This is a genomic window from Streptomyces malaysiensis subsp. samsunensis, from assembly GCF_024519315.1.
Classification (GTDB): Bacteria; Actinomycetota; Actinomycetes; order Streptomycetales; family Streptomycetaceae; genus Streptomyces; species Streptomyces malaysiensis.
The window spans coordinates 13619-29734 of record NZ_JANIIC010000018.1; the positions used below are offsets into that span (position 1 = coordinate 13619).

At 72.4% G+C, this 16116-nt stretch carries 11 protein-coding genes; 4 read left to right on the forward strand and 7 right to left on the reverse strand.

Annotation, left to right across the window (positions count from 1 at the left end):
- Positions 1-24 precede the first annotated feature (24 nt).
- From NQU54_RS17235 to NQU54_RS17245, 3 genes are read right to left on the reverse strand one after another with little or no spacing between them, the layout of a single operon-like run.
- Positions 25-792 carry an enoyl-CoA hydratase/isomerase family protein gene (locus tag NQU54_RS17235; protein ID WP_257631834.1) on the reverse strand — a complete coding sequence of 256 codons (768 nt, stop codon included), beginning with the start codon at positions 790-792 and terminating at the stop codon, positions 25-27.
- Positions 789-1286: a Zn-ribbon domain-containing OB-fold protein gene (locus NQU54_RS17240; RefSeq protein ID WP_257631835.1), complete on the reverse strand. Its 498-nt coding sequence runs from the start codon at positions 1284-1286 to the stop codon at positions 789-791. Before NQU54_RS17240 ends, NQU54_RS17235 begins: the two co-directional genes overlap by 4 nt.
- A gap of 8 nt (positions 1287-1294) precedes the next feature.
- Positions 1295-2461: a lipid-transfer protein gene (locus NQU54_RS17245; protein ID WP_257631836.1), complete on the reverse strand. Its 1167-nt coding sequence runs from the start codon at positions 2459-2461 to the stop codon at positions 1295-1297.
- A gap of 116 nt (positions 2462-2577) precedes the next feature.
- On the opposite strand from NQU54_RS17245, the gene NQU54_RS17250 reads away from it, so the two are divergent.
- Complete coding sequence (locus NQU54_RS17250; protein WP_257631837.1) at positions 2578-4173, forward strand: FadD3 family acyl-CoA ligase; 1596 nt, start codon at positions 2578-2580, stop codon at positions 4171-4173.
- Positions 4174-4871: 698 nt separating this feature from the next.
- Here the strand turns inward: NQU54_RS17250 and NQU54_RS17255 are convergent.
- The 3 genes from NQU54_RS17255 to NQU54_RS17265 form a co-directional block, all read right to left on the reverse strand.
- On the reverse strand, positions 4872-5276 hold the full coding sequence (locus tag NQU54_RS17255) for a DUF1631 domain-containing protein (RefSeq protein WP_141729788.1): 405 nt from the start codon (positions 5274-5276) through the stop codon (positions 4872-4874).
- A gap of 445 nt (positions 5277-5721) precedes the next feature.
- On the reverse strand, positions 5722-8697 hold the full coding sequence (gene afsR, locus NQU54_RS17260) for an SARP-family global regulator AfsR (protein ID WP_502362202.1): 2976 nt from the start codon (positions 8695-8697) through the stop codon (positions 5722-5724).
- 77 nt (positions 8698-8774) lie between these two features.
- Entirely contained in the window at positions 8775-11234 is a 2460-nt protein-coding gene (locus NQU54_RS17265; protein WP_257631839.1) for an ATP-binding protein, read from the reverse strand.
- A gap of 156 nt (positions 11235-11390) precedes the next feature.
- Here NQU54_RS17265 and NQU54_RS17270 point away from each other — a divergent pair, with 156 nt between their 5' ends.
- Entirely contained in the window at positions 11391-12620 is a 1230-nt protein-coding gene (locus NQU54_RS17270) for an amidohydrolase family protein (RefSeq protein ID WP_069865033.1), read from the forward strand.
- A gap of 215 nt (positions 12621-12835) precedes the next feature.
- Here the strand turns inward: NQU54_RS17270 and NQU54_RS17275 are convergent, their stop codons facing one another.
- Entirely contained in the window at positions 12836-13888 is a 1053-nt protein-coding gene (locus NQU54_RS17275) for a helix-turn-helix domain-containing protein (protein WP_257631840.1), read from the reverse strand.
- 208 nt (positions 13889-14096) lie between these two features.
- Between NQU54_RS17275 and NQU54_RS17280 the strand changes: the two genes are divergently transcribed.
- Both NQU54_RS17280 and NQU54_RS17285 read left to right on the forward strand, forming a co-directional pair.
- Complete coding sequence (locus tag NQU54_RS17280) at positions 14097-15050, forward strand: TIGR03619 family F420-dependent LLM class oxidoreductase (RefSeq protein WP_069865029.1); 954 nt, start codon at positions 14097-14099, stop codon at positions 15048-15050.
- 14 nt (positions 15051-15064) lie between these two features.
- Positions 15065-15847, forward strand: coding sequence for an SDR family NAD(P)-dependent oxidoreductase (locus tag NQU54_RS17285; protein ID WP_167502808.1), 783 nt, complete (start codon positions 15065-15067; stop codon positions 15845-15847).
- Positions 15848-16116 lie beyond the last annotated feature (269 nt).

Sequence of the window (16116 nt, forward strand, 5' to 3'; positions counted from 1 at the left end):
CGGTCATCGGCTGCTGAGCAGCCCTCACCGCGTACGGAAGCCGGGCGTACGGGCCGCGAAGAGCGCGGCCTGGCGCCCCGGCGGCAGATTGCCCAGCGCGATCAACTGCGGGGCCTGTGCGAGCGCCTGGGCCAGCGCCGCCTCCTTCGCCGCCCACAGCGCCCTTACGGTCCCCTGCACCGCCTCCGTCGGATACGACGCGATGACCGACGCCGCGCGCATGGCCGCCGTAAGGGCTTCACCGGCCGGGGCCACCTCGCTGACCAGGCCCGTCTCATACGCCCGTTGGGCCGAGAGCCGCTCCGCCGTCCCCATCAGCGCCATCCGCGCGACCTCGCCCATGGGCATCCGCCGCGCCATATAGATGGCCTCGTAGGCGCTGACCATCCCATAGCTGGTGTGCGGATCGAAGAAGGTCGCGGTCTCGTCGGCGACGATGAACTCGGCCTCGCCCAGCAGATAGAACGCCCCGCCGCACGCCATCCCGGCCACCGCCGCGACCACCGGCTTCCACAGGTCGTTCGCCTTGGGCCCCACGGTGCGCAGCGGATCGTCCATCGCGTAGGGCGACGGCGGCTGCGCGACCTCCACCGAGCGGTCGATACCGGTGCTGAAGGCCCGGCCGCCCGCGCCGGTGAGGACGACGGCCCGGACCGTGTCGTCCTGGCGGAAGCGCCGCCATACGGCGGTCAGTTCCGCGGCCGTCTCCAGGTCGATGGCGTTGTGCCGCTCGGGCCGGTCGAGGGTGACGACCGCGACCCCGCTCTGCTCCACCTTCGTACGGACGGTCATGGCCGCTCCAGCAGCCAGCGCACCACCGTGAGCCCGCCGTCCGTCTCGTGGAAGGCGGCCTTCACGGGCGCGCCGATGCGGATCCGCTCGGGCGGGACCGAGTTCAGCGCGGCGTCCGCGGAGGCGACCAGATTGCCCACCAGCCGGACGCGCGGGGCGTCCACGAGCTCCACGAGGACGACGTTGTACGGCGCCTGCGCCGCGTAGGCGGGCAACAGCGGTGGATGGGGCAGAACGTACGACCAGATCCGGCCACGGCCGCTGAACTTTTTCCACAGGCTCTCGAAGGACTGGCAGTGGGGGCAGCAGGGCCGGGGCGGAAAGCGGGTTTCACCGCAGCCGGCGCAGCACTGGACGCGCAGTTGGCCGCGTGCCGCGTAGGCGAAGAAGGGCGCCCCGTCGTCGTCGGGTACGGGGGCCAGCAGCCCGTCGGCCCGCTCGTCCCCGCCGCCTGTGGTCGTCGTCGTGTCCCTCGTCGTGTCCGTCTCTGTCATGGCGTCGGTCAACTCCTCAGCAGCAGGGCCGATGTGGGAACCCCTTCACCCGCCGTGACCAGGCAGGTCGTGGCGCCGGGGACCTGGGCGGTGCCGGTGCCACGCAGCTGTCTGACCCCCTCGGTGATGAGGTTGAAGCCATGGACGTACGCCTCGCTCAGCCCGCCTCCGCCGGTGTTGAGCGGCAGCCGTCCGCCGATCTCCAGGGCGCCCCCCTCGGTGAAGGCGGCGCCCTCGCCACGGGCGCAGAAGCCGTAGCCCTCCAGGGAGAGCGGGATCAGCGGGGTGAACGCGTCGTAGATCTGCGCGACATCCACATCCTGCGGTCCGAAGTCGGCGGTTTTCCACAGCCGTCGGGCGGCGGTCCAGGAGGGGCCGGTGAGCGGGTCGTCGTTCCAGTAGTTGACCATCCCGTGGTGCTGGGCGGGCAGCCCCTGGGCGGCGGAGTGGACGTACACGGGCCGTCGCCGGCAGTCGCGCGCCCGCTCGGCCGACACCACCACACAGGCCAGCGCGCCATCGGTCTCCAGGCAGTTGTCGAAGAGGCAGAGCGGTTCGCTGATCCAGCGCGCGGTCATATACATCTCGCGGGTCAGCGGTCGGTCGTACATCATCGCGGCGGGGTTCTGATTGGCCCGGTTGCGGGAGGCCAGCGCCACATTGAAGAAGTGATCGCGGGTCGCGCCGAACTCATGCATATAGCGCCGGGCCAGCAGCCCGATCTCATCGGCGGGGCGCAGCAGCCCGTACGGCCGGGTCCACTGGGCCGGGGTGGGCAGCTGCACCCGGGTGTTGGTCCAGGGGCGCGGCCCGCTGCCGCGTTTGCGCGACCGCCAGGCCACCCCGACGCTCGCCTGTCCGGTGGCGATCGCGGCGGCCAGATGTGCGACTGTCGCACAGGAACCGCCGCCCCCGTAGCCGACCTTGCCGAAGAACGTCACATCCCCGGCGCCGATGGCCTTGGCGATCTCGACCTCGTCGGTCTCCTCCATGGTGTACGAGGCGAAGGCGTCCACCTCGGACGGGGCGATGCCCGCGTCGTCGAGCGCGGCGAGGATCGCCCGGCAGGCCAGGGTCTTCTCGGACTCGGGGAGGCGTTTGGCGAAGGGGGTCTGCCCGATACCGGCTATCGCCGTCGCGTCCTTCAAGGTCGCCGTCGTACTTGCCGCCCCCATGGCCGCCTCCATCGTCGCGTTCACCGGTGCTGACAGCGGGGAAGGCTACCGCTAATCTGACGGACAGTCAGCTACTGGGGTCGTCCGTCCCGGGTTCCGGGGAGGGGAGCGGTCCGATGAGAAACACCATCCCGGCCCTGATCCGGGCGGCCGTCGAGCGGCACGGCCCGGCCGAGGCCGTCGTCGAGGGCCGCGCCCGGATCTCCTACGCGGAGCTCGGCGCACGGATCGAACGCGCCGCGGCCGCATGTGTCGCCTCGGGCCTCGAACCGGGCGACCGCGCCGCGATCTGGGCGCCCAACACCACCGACTGGATCGTGGCGGCGCTCGGCGTGGTCACCGCGGGCGGGGTGCTGGTCCCGGTCAACACCCGCTTCAAGGGCGCTGAGGCGGCGTATGTGCTGCGCCGCACCCGGGCCACGCACCTGTTCATCACCGGTACCTTCCTGGGCACCTCCTATGTGGCCTCGCTGCGCCGGGCGGCGGGGGAGGGGACGGGCCGCGGCCCCCTGCCGGGGCTGCCCCATCTGCGGGAGGTGGTCGTCCTCGCCGACAACGGCCCGGAGGACTTCCGCACCTGGCACGACTTCCTGGCGCCGGGCGACGCCGTGCCGCCGGAGGAGGTCCGGGCACGGGCGGAGGCGGTGCGCCCCACGGACCCCTCGGACATCACCTTCACCTCCGGCACCACCGGCCACCCCAAGGGCGTGGTGACCACCCACTCCCAGACCGTGCGTGTCTTCGACACCTGGAGCGAGATCGCGGGGCTGGCGGCGGGTGATCGCTATCTCATCGTGAACCCGTTCTTCCACACCTTCGGCTACAAGGCGGGCATCATCGCCTGTCTGAGCCGCGGTGCCACGATGGTGCCGCAGCCGGTCTTCAACGTGGAGACCGCGCTGGCCAATATCGCCGCCGAGCGCATCACCGTCCTGCCCGGTCCGCCCACGCTCCACCAGTCCCTGCTCGACCATCCGTCCCGCGCCGCCCACGATCTGTCCACCCTGCGCCTGGTCGTCACGGGCGCCGCCGTCGTCCCGCTGGAACTGGTGGAACGCCTGCGCTCGGAGCTCGGGGTCGCCACCGTTCTGACGGCGTACGGCCTGACGGAGGCGTCCGGCACCGTCACGATGTGCCGCCGCGGCGATCCGCCCGAGGTCATCGCGGGCACGTCGGGCCGCGCGATCCCGCACACCGAGATCAGGATCGCTCACTCCACCGGAGGCGAGCTCCCGCCGGGCCGGGCGGGAGAGATCTGGGTCCGCGGCTACCACATCACCCCCGGCTACTTCGAGGACCCGATCGCCACGTCCCGCGCCATCACCCCCGACGGGTGGCTGCGGACGGGCGATGTCGGGGTGATGGACGAGCAGGGGAATCTGCGCATCACCGACCGGATCAAGGACATGTTCATCGTCGGCGGCTTCAACGCCTACCCCGCTGAAATCGAGCAACTCATCGCCCGCCACCCCGATGTGGCCGACGTCGCCGTGGTCGGCATCCCGGACGCGCGCCTGGGCGAGGTGGCCAAGGCGTACGCGGTCCGCCGCCCGGAGTCGACGCTCACGGCGGACGACCTGATCGCCTGGTCACGCCGGGAGATGGCCAACTACAAGGTGCCCCGGCAGGTGGAGTTCCTGTCCGAGCTGCCGCGTAACGCCAGCGGCAAGGTCCTCAAGGCCAGGCTCCGGGCGGGGCGGTCAGGGGCGTAGGCCCCGCGTCCACCGCATGGGAGGCCCTCACCTCAGAAGGCCCTCACCTCAGAAGGCCCTCACCTCAGAAGGCCCTCACCTCAGAAGGCCCTCACCTCAGAAGGCCCTCATCCGAGAAGACCCTCATCCGCGAAGGCACTTTTCCGCCAGCCGACTTGCCGGGGTCAAGGCGCTGCCGGCGGGGCATCAACAAGGGGCCGGGCGATTTCGCCCGGCCCCTTCGGCACGCACGAGGTGTCTCGTGGCGCCTACTGCGGGCTGGTGGGGGCATGACCCTCGCCCTGCGGGCCCGGGATGGCAGCAGTGGTGTATTCACCACTGTTCACGCCGACGATAGGAGTGTGACTATCGCTTGCAACCGCGAATGCGGTTGCCTGGCTGGTGGCTCCGACCGCGGCACCTATCGCGATAATCAAGGTCGCGACGCCCTTTGTGGCACGAGTCATTCCGGTTCCTCCGTTACGGGGGGTGATTAACTGTTTTGTACTGCAAATTAACAATGAGGGGTACGTATGTTCGGCCATCTGGCCGGAAGTGGTCGAACCTTGGCGGAAAGGGGGCGCGCCGGTGGTGCGGGAGGGTTGCTCGTCCGAGGGTGCGCCCGCGCAAAGGGGCCGATGCCGATGACTTCCCCTCCGAGTCATCGACATCGGCCCCGCGGTGTTACCTCATGGATATGAGCGACGTTGGGTGCGCGCCTACTGGGGTGCCGAGGGTGTGTGGCCCTCCCCCTCGGCGCTCAGCTGCGGCGGTGCCGGAGTGTGGCCCTCGCCCTTGGTGCTCAGCGTGGTCGGCGCGGGCGTGTGCCCTTCGCCCTCGGGGCTCAGCTGCGGCGGTGCCGGTGTGTGGCCCTCGCCCTGCGTGAGCGACTGCGGAGGCGCGGGCGTATGCCCCTCGCCCTGGGTGATCAGCTGCGGCGGCGCGGGCGTGTGCCCTTCGCCCTGGGTGATCAGCTGGGGCGGGGCCGGTGTATGCCCCTCGCCCTGGGTGGTCACCTGTGGAGGCGCTGGGGTGTGGCCCTCGTCCTGCGGAGTGAAGGGCGCCGGGTCGGCCTCCAGTGGCCGGTAGACGTCGGACTCAGGTTTCTTGTCCGTGTTTGTCACGATCAACTCCATCGGATGCTTTGGTCGGTATAGGCCGTTGACACCCGTCCGGCGACTCCCCCGTGGGTCGCCGGGCGGGTGTCTCAAAAGGGCCGTCCACCTTACGGTGTGACCTCGCAACCGACCCGTCTGCCCCCCGCGGGGACGGGTCGACCGCTACTAAGACTCCCGGATGGCGATAAACGATTGATGAACGGTCCGCGAGGCGGGCTGTTATGCCCCGCTCGCCGGGGTCGGCCGGCCTCTTGTAGCGCGGTTCGCGCGGGTCGGGCGGCCTCCGGTGCCGCGGTTCGCCCGGGTGGGACGGGGGCTGTCACACCCCGGCCGTGGGGACCGGACGAGTTGTTACGTTCCTGCCGCGCGGGGCCCGGACGGGCTGTTACGCTCCGGCCGCGCGGCGCCGGGCGGGCCGTTACGCCCCGGCCATGCGGGGCCGGGCGGGCCGTTACGCCGCGGTCGCGGGGGTCAGGAGCCCCCGGACGTCATCCGCCTCCGGCGCTCCCAGCCGCTCGTGAATGGACAGCGCCTCGCGCCAGCAGGCGTCCGCCCGCTCGTTCTGGCCGAGCTCCAGCAGGGCCTTGCCGAGCAGCGTCAGCACGATGGCCCGGCGCCACTCGCCTCCGATGCCCCGCAGGGCGAGGGACTGTTCGGCGTGGGTGGCGGCCTCCGCGGGGCGCCCGATGGACAGGTGGGCCTCGGCCAGCCGCTGGTGGGTCATGCCCTCCCAGAGCGGCTGGCGGTGCTCACGGAAGAGGCCGAGTGCCTCGGTGAGCTGTTCGAGCGCGTGCGCCAGGCTTCCGGCCCCGGTCAGGGCGATGCCGAGCGCGTACTTGCCGTTGGCCAGGCGCAGGGTGCGCCCCAGGCTGCCGTAGATCCGCACGCCCTGCCGGGCCAGTTCCACCGCGCTGTCGATGCGGCCCATCTCCACATACGCACGGGAGAGGTTGCACAGCGCGCTGGCCTCGCCGGGCTGGTCGTCCACGGCCCGGTAGGCGTCGATGGCGCGGAGGAAGTGCCGCTCCGCGTCGTCCCAGCGGGTGCGGCTGAGGTGGGCGATGATGCCGCGCTCGGTGAGGGCGCGCCCCATGGTCACGTGGTCCTCGACCACGGAGCCCAGGGCCAGGGCGCGCTCGGCCTCCGCGTCGGCCTCCTCGAGCCGGCCGGTGAGGTTGCGCACCTTGGCCAGGCAGGTACGCGCCCGGCCTTCGGCCCGGGTGTCGCCGACGGTGTGCGCCCGTTCGCTGACGATGTGGGAGACGGCCTCGTAGCGCGGGGCGTTGGCGCCGGACTCGGCGAGGTCCATGGCGGCGAGCAGCAGATCCGCCGCCCCGCCCAGGGTGGTGCCCGAGGCGGCCTGCTGGGCGCAGGCCAGCAGGCAGTCCGCCTCGGTGAACAGCCAGTCCAGGGCGGCGTCCTGATGCGGAAAGGCCAGGCCGGGGTGGTCGGCGGGGGCCAGGTGCTCGCCCAGCCGGTCGCCCGGCCGCTCCATGGCGTACACCCGCGCCGCGGTGGCGAGGTAGAAGTCCAGCAGCCGGGAGAGCGCCGCCTCGCGGTCCGCGGCCGACTGGTGCCGTTCGGCGCAGTCACGTGCGTAGAGCCGCACGAGGTCGTGATAGCGGTAGCGGCCCGGTGCCGCGGACTCCAGCAGGGAGGCGTCGACCAGGGACTCCAGGAGCTCCTCGGCGTCGAAGGTGTCGAGGTCCAGGACGACGGCCGCCGCGGCGAGCGAGATGTCGGGGCCGTCCGCAAGACCCAGCAGCCGGAACGCCCGCGCCTGCTGCGGCTCCAATTGGCCGTAGCCCAGCTCGAAGGTGGCCCGTACGGCCAGGTCGCCCGCGCGCAGCTCGTCCAGCCGGCGGCGCTGGTTGGCCAGCTTGCGCGCCAGTGTGGAGACGGTCCAGGTGCGGCGGGAGGCCAGCCGGGAGGCGGCGATCCGGATGGCCAGCGGCAGGAAGCCGCACGCCGCCACCACGTCCATGGCCGCGTCGCGCTCGGAACTGACGCGCTCGGTGCCCACTATGCGGGTGAAGAGGACCAGCGCCTCCTGGGGCGTCATCACATCCAGGTCGACCAGGTGGGCGCCCTCCAGGTCGACCATCCGGGTCCGGCTGGTGATCAGCGCGGCGCAGCCCTCGGTGCCGGGCAGCAGCGGCCTGACCTGTGCGGCGTCGCGCGCGTTGTCCAGCAGGGTGAGCACCCGGCGGCCGTCCAGCATCGAGCGGTAGAGCGCGGCACGCTCCTGGACGCCCTCGGGGATCGCGTTGTCCGGGGTGCCGAGGGCGCGCAGGAAGGCGCCCAGGATCGCGTTGGGCTCCGCCGGGACCGGGCCCGCCCCCTGGAGGTCCACGTAGAGCTGGCCGTCGGGGAAGTGGACGCGGGCCGCGTGGGCGACGTGCACGGCGAGCGTCGTCTTGCCGACCCCGCCGATTCCGGCCACCGCTGACACGGCCATGACACGCCCCTCGGCGGTGGCGAGCTGATCGCTCAGCTCGTCGACAAAGGCGACCCGGCCGGTGAAGTCCGCGACCGTGGCGGGCAGCTGGGCCGGCCGCACGAAGCCGGGGCCCGCGTGTGCGCGGTCGTCCACCGGGGCCGCCAGATCGGCGTCCGCCTGGAGAATGCGCTGGTGCAGCTCGGACAGCTCCGGGCAGGGGTCCACGCCGAGGTCCTCGGCGAGCAGCCGCCGGGTGTCGTTGTAGACGGCCAGCGCCTCGGCCTGCCGGCCGCTGCGGTACAGCGCCAGCATCAGCAGCTCGCGCAGCCGCTCCCGGAGCGGATGGGCGGCGGTGAGCGCGGTGAGCTCGGAGACCACCTCGGTGTGGTGGCCCAGCTCCAGGTCGAGATCGAGCCTGGTCTCGGTGAGGACGAGCTGCCACTCCGAGAGCCGGGCGCGCTGGTTCGTGGCGTAGGGCCCCGGCACCCCGGCCAGGGCTTCGCCGTCCCAGAGGTCCAGCGCCCGGCCGATGAGTTCATGGGCGCGCAGCCGGTCGCCCGAGTGCCGTGCCTTCTCCGCCTCCGCCACCAGGCGCTCGGCCACGTCGGTGTCCAGGGCCCCGAGGCCCACCTGGACCGAGTAGCCGCCCGATTCGCTGACCAGGACGTCGGAGTGCGGGGTGAATGCCTTGCGCAGCCGGGAGGCGTAGGTGCGCAGGGCCGCGATGGCGGCGTCCGGCGGATCGTCACCCCACAGGGCGTCGATGAGCTCGGGGGCGGTGGCGGTGCGCCCGCCGCGCAGCAACAGGGCGGCGAGCAGGGCTCTTTGCTGTGGTGATCCGGTGCTCAGCAGTTCTTCGCCCCGCCAGGCCCGTACGGGTCCGAGCACGGTGAAGCGCAAGGGCTGCTCCTGTGCCCGCTCCTTCTCGCCGGCCATGGTCTCCCCCTGCCTCTGCTCCCAGTTGCACGGGCCAGTTTGCCTTGCCAATACCCCTCACGTCAGTAGGGGCCGGACCTCTCCACAAGGCCCGCAAGACTTCCGGGCCCCCGACAGCCGACGGTCCGTCAGATCCAGGGGTCGCTTTCGGTCACCGGGGGGCCGACTCCATAGGCGTCCCGATGGCCGGGAAATGGATCCTGGGCCGCCGGGAGGTCCGGTGCCGAGGCCGACAGCAGCTGACGCACCTCCTCGGGCTCGGGGGAGCCCAGCCGCTCCCGCAGGGCCCGCGCCTGCCTCCAGCAGTCCTCGGCCTGGCCCCGCTGTCCGGCCGCCATCAGGGCCTTTGCCAGCACGGTGAGAAAGGAGAAGCGGCGCCACTCACCGCCGAGGCCGCCCAGCGCGAGGGACTGCTGGGCATGTGCCACCGCCTGGTCGGGGCGATTCGCCATCAGCTGAATTTCGGCCAGCCGGAAATGGGCCATGCCTTCCCACAGCGGCTGACGCGCGTCGTGGAAGAGGTCGAGCGCCTCGGCGAGATGAACGGACGCCTCCTCCAGCCGATGGGCACGCGTCAGCGCGATGCCGAGTGTGTACATCCCGTTGGCGAGCCGCAAGGGGGCGCCGAGCCTGCGGTAGATGGCCAGCCCCTGCTCGGCCAGCTCCACACCGGTCCTGGTGCGGCCCCGGCTCACATGGAGCCGGGAGAGATTGGCCAGGGCGCTCGCCTCACCGGCCTCGTTGCCATCGGCGCGGAACGCCTCGAGCGCCTGTCCCAGGTATCTCTCGGCGTCTTCGTACCGGCCCAGTCCGTTGGTGACGATGCCGAGCTGGTTGGAGGCGCGGCTGGCGACCACGGGATCCTCGCCGTCCAGCTCCAGCGCGCGGCGCAGCTCTCGCTCGGCGTGGCTGTACCGGCCCGTGAAGCTGTACAGATGCCCCAGCGCCGAGCGGGCGCGGGCCTCCGTACGGGAGTCCCCGGCGGCGTGGGCCGCGTCGCCGACGGCGCGCGCCACCGTTTCGTACTGGCGTGGCCGGGCACCGGACTCAGCGAGGTCGAGGGCGCCGAGCAGCAGATCCCCGGCGCGGCGGCGGGTGCACTCCCCGGTGCACCTGGGCACACAGGCGAGCAGGCAGTCGGCCTCCGCGAAGAGCCAGTCCAGGGCGGCTTTCGAGGTCTCGAAGAGAAGTCCGGGATGGCCGGTGGACTCCAGGTGGTCGACCATGCGGTCCCCGGGCCGCTCCATGGCGTAGACCCGCGCGGCCGTGGCGAGGTAGAAGTCCAGCAGCCGCGACAGCGCCTCCTCGCGCTCCGCCGGGGCCCGCGTCTCGCGCTCCGAGCAGGCCCGTGCGTAGAGCCGTACGAGGTCATGGAAGCGGTAGCGGCCCGGTACGGCGGACTCCAGCAGCGAGATGTCCACCAGGGAGGTGAGGAGGCGGCCGGTCTCCGCGACGTCCAGGCCGAGCACGGCGCCCGCGGCCGGGAGGGAGATGTCCGGGCCGCCGACCAGGCCGAGCAGCCGGAAGGCGCGGGCCTGGGCCGGGTCGAGCTGTCCGTAGCCGAGCTCGAAGGTCGCCTTGACCGCCAGATCCCCGGCCCGCAGCTCGTCCAGCCGCCGTCGCTCATCGGCGAGTTTGCGGGCGAGGACGGAGACGGTCCAGGTGCGGCGGGAGGCGAGCCGGCAGGCCGCTATGCGGATCGCGAGCGGCAGGTAGGAGCAGGACGCCACCACGTTCATCACCTCGGCGCGTTCGACGGCCGCCCGCTCCTCGCCCACGATCAGCGCGAAGAGGGCGAACGCCTCCGCCGGGCTCATGGCGTCCAGGTCCACCGGGTGGGTGCGGTCCAGGCCGGTCATATGGGCGCGGCTGGTGATCAGCGCGACGCAGTCCGGTGCGCCGTCGCCCGGGAGCAGCGGCCGGACCTGGGCGGCGTCGCGGGCGTTGTCCAGGAGGACGAGCACCCGGCGGCCCTCGAGGCTCGCGCGGTAGAGCGCGGCACGCTCCTCGGTGCCGTCCGGGATGGCGGCGTCGGGGGTGCCGAGCGAGCGCAGGAAGGCGCCGAGGGCGGTTTCGGGGTCGGCGGGGGAGGAGCCCGCGCCGCCGAGGTCGATGTAGAGCTGGCCGTCGGGGTAGCGGTGGCGGGCGGTGTGCGCGAGATGGACGGCCAGGGCGGTCTTGCCGATGCCTCCGACACCGGCGATGGCGATGGCGGCCGGCCGGTCGGCGGGGGCCGCGAGCCGCTCGTTCAGCTCCCGTACGAGGTGCTCGCGGCCGGTGAAGTCCGCCACCGCCGCGGGCAGCTGCGCGGGGCGGACGACGGGGGCGGTTTCGGCCAGGGGGCGCTGGGGGCGGCTGGCGGCGGTGGGCCGGGAGTACGCGGCGGGCCGCGGGCCGAGACGCGACCGGAGCTCGGGGACGACATCGGCGGGGTAGCCGCTCTCCAGTTCCAGTTCGAGCCGGGTGCGGCCGAGGCCGGGGTCCGGGTCCCGGCCGAGGGGTGACCGCGCCTCATCACCGTGCCAGGACCGGTCCGATACGGATCCGGTGGAACCTTCCTGCCGCCCCAGGCGCTCGTCGCCGGCCATGGTGCCCCCCGCACGTGCTTCCTCGCTGTACGGCCAGTCTGCCGTGCTCGTGGCACGTACGTCAGCAAAGAGCGCGACGTGTCCGTGGCATCCGTCGAAGTACCGGGAGACGACCAGCTAGCTGACGATCCGTCAGATCGGCGCTACCGTGCAGTCATGGAGAGCTTCCCGAAGATAATCTCGGTGGACGACCACACGGTTGAGCCCCCTCACGTCTGGCGGGACCGCCTCCCGTCGAAGTACCGCGACACCGGGCCGCGCATCGTCCGGGCGCCGCTGAAGGAGATGACCTTCGTCGGCGGCCGGTTCGCCCCGAAGATGGGCGCGCCCGGGGACGAAGGGCCGCTCGCCGACTGGTGGATCTACGAGGAGCTGCACCGGCCGCTCACCCGCCTGGACACCGCCGTCGGCTACGACCGGGACGAGGTCAAGCTGGAGGCCATCACCTACGAGCAGATGCGGCCCGGCTCCTTCTCGGTGCCGGACCGGCTCGCGGACATGGACGTCAACCACGTCCAGTCGGCGCTCTGCTTCCCGACCTTCCCCCGCTTCTGCGGGCAGACCTTCACCGAGGCCGCCGACCGCGAGCTGGGGCTGCTCGGGGTCCGGGCGTACAACGACTGGATGGTGGAGGAGTGGTGCGGCCCCGAGGCCCGGGGCAGACTGATCCCGCTGATCATCATCCCGCTGTGGGACGCCGAGCTGGCCGCCGCCGAGGTGCGGCGGAACGCGGCCCGTGGCGTGCGCGCCGTCTGCTTCTCGGAGATCCCGCCGAACCTGGGGCTGCCGTCCATCCACACCGACGACTGGGACCCCCTCCTCGCCGCGTGCGACGAGACCGGCACGGTCATCGCGATGCACATCGGCTCCTCCTCCCGGATGCCCTCGACCTCCGCGGACGCGCCCCCCGCCGTCGGCTCCACGATCACCTTCGCCAACTGCTGCTTCTCCATGGTCGACTGGCTGATGAGCGGGAAGTTCGAGCGCTTCCCGAACCTCAAGGTGATGTACGCCGAGGGCCAGATCGGCTGGATCCCCTACATCCTCGAACGCGCCGACGTGGTGTGGGAGGAGAACCGGGGCTGGGGCGGAGTGGCCGACAAGGTGCTGCGCCCGCCGTCCGAGCTGTTCGCCGAGCACGTCTACGGATGCTTCTTCGACGACGCCTTCGGGCTGCGCAACCTCGACGCGATCGGGGTGGGCAACGTGCTGTACGAGACGGACTATCCGCACTCCGACTCCACCTGGCCCAAGTCGCGGGAGGTCGGCGAGGCGCAGATGGGCCATCTGGCACCGGATGTGGTGGATCGGATCGTACGCGGCAACGCGATCGAGCTGCTCGGGCTCACGGCGGATGGGCTCTGGGCGGGGGCGCCGGGGGCGTAGCGCCGCGCGGGCACGCCCGTGTGGCGCGTGGGACGCGTGGGGCGCGGGGGTGTTGACCGCGGTGCCCGTCCGCCGCTGTGGCGCGCCGACCACGGCGGCGCCGTGGTCACGGAGGAGCAAGAAAGGCGTCACTGACGGTCAATGACATCCTCCGGGCGCTCCGGCAGTCTGTGGGGGCATATCGGCCTCCCGCCCCCTACGCCGGTCACCCACCCCTATGACGTGACAGGGGCCTGGGGCGGCGCGGAGGGCCGAGTGTGAGTGTCCGTGCGCACCGGGCGTCGCGGGGTAGCGCCCGGCGCGCAGGACACAAGTGCCAGCCGGCGGTAGTCGCTGGGCGGCATGCCGTACGCGGCGCGGAAGGCGCGGCTGAAGACGGCGGGGTGGGCGAAGCCCCAGCGGGCGGCGAGCTCGTGGATGGGGACCGTACGCAGAGCGGGGTCGGTGAGGTCGCGCCGCACGCGGTCCAGCCGCTGCTGCCGGATCCATCCGGAGACCGTGGTATCGCGGGCCCGGAAGAGGCGGTGCAGATGGCCGACGGAGATGTGGTGCGCTGCGGCGATGGTGGCCGGTGACAGCTCCGGGTCGGACAGGTTCCGCTGGATGAAGCTCTGCACCCGCAGGGCCAGGGCGTGCCGGCGGGTCTCGGGCGGCAGCGCGTCGTCGGCCTCGACAGCATGGGCCAGCAGCGCCGCCGCCAGGTCGATCAGCACGGTCCCCAGGCGCGGCCCGTCGGAGGGGCTCAAGGAGCGGTCCGTGGCGAGCCGGGCGAGGAACCCGGTCAGCAGGGCGCCCACCCCTTCGCGCACCGGGATGGGCCGGGCGAGCAGCCGGTCGATCCGGTCGTGGGGGACCGGGATCAGGGCCTTCGGGATCTCCAGACCCACGCCTGCGGGCGGGCCGCCGAAGGCCACGCAGTCGAAGGGCCGTGAGGTGTCGACGACGTAGAGGCCCTCCGCCCTGTGCGCGGATTCCTGGCGGGACTGGGAGACCTGGAGGTTTCCCTGCTGGATGAACGAGAAGTGGTACAGCTCGGGGTCCGACTGCCGGATGAGCTTGGGCGTCCGCCGGAAGTTCATCTCACGGAACTTCGTGGGCCACACCGAGGCGGCGCCGAACTGGAGGATGCGCACCTCGCCCCGGAAGTCACGGGTGTGGTCGGTGGTCATCTCCATCGGCGCCATGAGCTGTGCCATCTGCTCGCGCCAGAAGTCGAACCGATCCGCTCTGGGCAGATCCTCGCAGCGGAAGACCGTCTCGATCAACAAGTGCCCCTCCGTGAGCCCCTCGCCGTGCCCCCGTGGTGGCCCCTGGGCGGGGAGGCGGGCGTGGGCCCCGAGGTCCGAACGTCCGTACGCTAGCAGGGGGTTGCAGGGTGTGACGAGGTCGCCACACCTCTTGTCTGATGGACCGTCAGATATCACCATGGCCGACGTCAGATCCGACGATGGCGGTCCACCGACGAGGAGGCCCGGCATGCGCGTCCTGCCCCGGGGCCGGTTGAACTACGGCATGCAGTTGCCGATCCAGTCGCAGTCCACTCTCTACGCCGAGTCATGGGAGGCGGCGGCGGGCCCGGCCGAGCTGCTCGCGGTCGCCCGCGCCGCCGACCGGCTCGGCTTCGCCTACCTGGCCGTCTGCGACCATGTCGCGATCCCGCGGCGGCTGGCCGCCGCGATGGGCACCGTCTGGTACGACCCGGTGGCGACCCTCGGCTGGCTCGCCGCGGCCACCGAGCGGGTGCTGCTGCTCAGCCATGTGGCCGTCGCCGCGCTGCGGCATCCGCTGCTGACCGCCAAGCAGTACGCGACGCTGGACCACCTCTCCGGCGGCCGGCTGATCCTCGGGGTCGGGGCCGGGCACGTCCGGGAGGAGTTCGAGGCGCTCGGGGTGGACTTCGCCCGGCGCGGGGCGCTGCTGGACGAGACGGTCGACGCGCTGAAGGCGGCGCTGGGACCGGAGGAGTTCCCCGACTTCCACGGGGAGCGGTTCGCCTTCAGCGGTCTGGGGCAGGCTCCGCGCCCCGTCCGGACGCCGCGGCCCCCGCTGTGGGTCGGCGGCTCCTCGCCGGCTGCGGTGCGCCGGGCGGCGGTCCGGGGCGACGGCTGGCTGCCGCAGGGCGATCCACGGGACCGGCTGCCCGGCCAGATCGCCCGGCTGCGCGCGCTGCGGGAGGAGGCCGGGATCGAGGAGCCCGCCGAGATCGGCGCGATCACCGAGCCGCTGTACGTGGGCGAGCCCGGCCGGGACGTGGGACGCCGGACCCTGACCGGGGAGCCGGAGCGACTGGCCGAGAGCCTGCGCGCGTACGCCGCGATGGGGGTGGACCAGATCCAGGTGCGGTTCCGCTGCCGGGACCACATCGAACTGACCGACCAGATGGCGGCCTTCGCCGCCGATGTCGCTCCGCACCTCGGTGACCAGGGATGACTAAGGAGATCGGAATGGGCAAGCTGGACGGGCGGGTCGTCATCATCACCGGGGCGGCGCGCGGACAGGGCGAGCAGGAGGCGCGGCTGTTCGCGGCGGAGGGCGCGCGCGTGGTCCTCGGCGACGTCCTGGACGAGCCGGGCGAGGCGCTGGCCAAGGAGCTGGGGGAGCGGGCCCGCTTCGTCCATCTGGACGTGGGCCGCGAGGACGACTGGACCGCCGCCGTCGCGGCCGCCAAGGACGCCTTCGGCTCGGTGGACGGCCTGGTCAACAACGCCGGGATCCTCCGCTTCAACGAGCTGGTCAACACCCCGCTGGCGGAGTATCTGGAAGTGGTCCAGGTCAACCAGGTCGGCGCGTTCCTGGGGATGCGGACGCTCGCGCCGGAGCTGGCGGCGGCGGGCGGCGGGACGATCGTGAACACCGCCTCGTATGTCGCCCTGTCCGGTATGCCCTTCCTCACCTCGTACGCCGCGACGAAGGCGGCGGTGGTGGGGATGACGCGGGTGGCCGCGATGGAGCTCGCGGACAAGGGCATCCGGGTCAACGCGATCTGCCCGGGCGCGATCGACACCCCCATGACCAACCCGGCCCATCTCGACCCGCTCGCCGACACCGAAGAGGCGTCGGCGGCGGTGGACGAGCTCTACCGCAAGGTGGTGCCGCTGGGCCGGATCGGCCGCCCGGAGGAGGTGGCGCGGCTGGCGGTCTTCCTGTCCTCGGAGGACTCCTCGTATGTGACGGGCCAGCCGTTCGTCGTCGACGGCGGCTGGCTGACCGGCGTCTCGGTCTTCTAGGCGAGTGTCCGGCGGATCGCGCCGCCCGCGGCGGGTTTTTCCCCTCCCGCCCCTTCCCGGCACCTGACGCTATGCGGCTCCGTCGCGTGTGGGGCTCCGCCCGGACCCCGGCCGGTCAGCTGATGGCGGCGACGGTCGGCTCGTCGCCCCCGGAGCCGCTGGGTGCGGGAAGGGGCGGGGAGGGGGAAAGACCCGCCGGAACGCCCCCGCAAGCCCCCTGGCCCCGTGCGGCCTTCCACGGCCCTTGACGGTCCGTGTCCGCGGTGCCA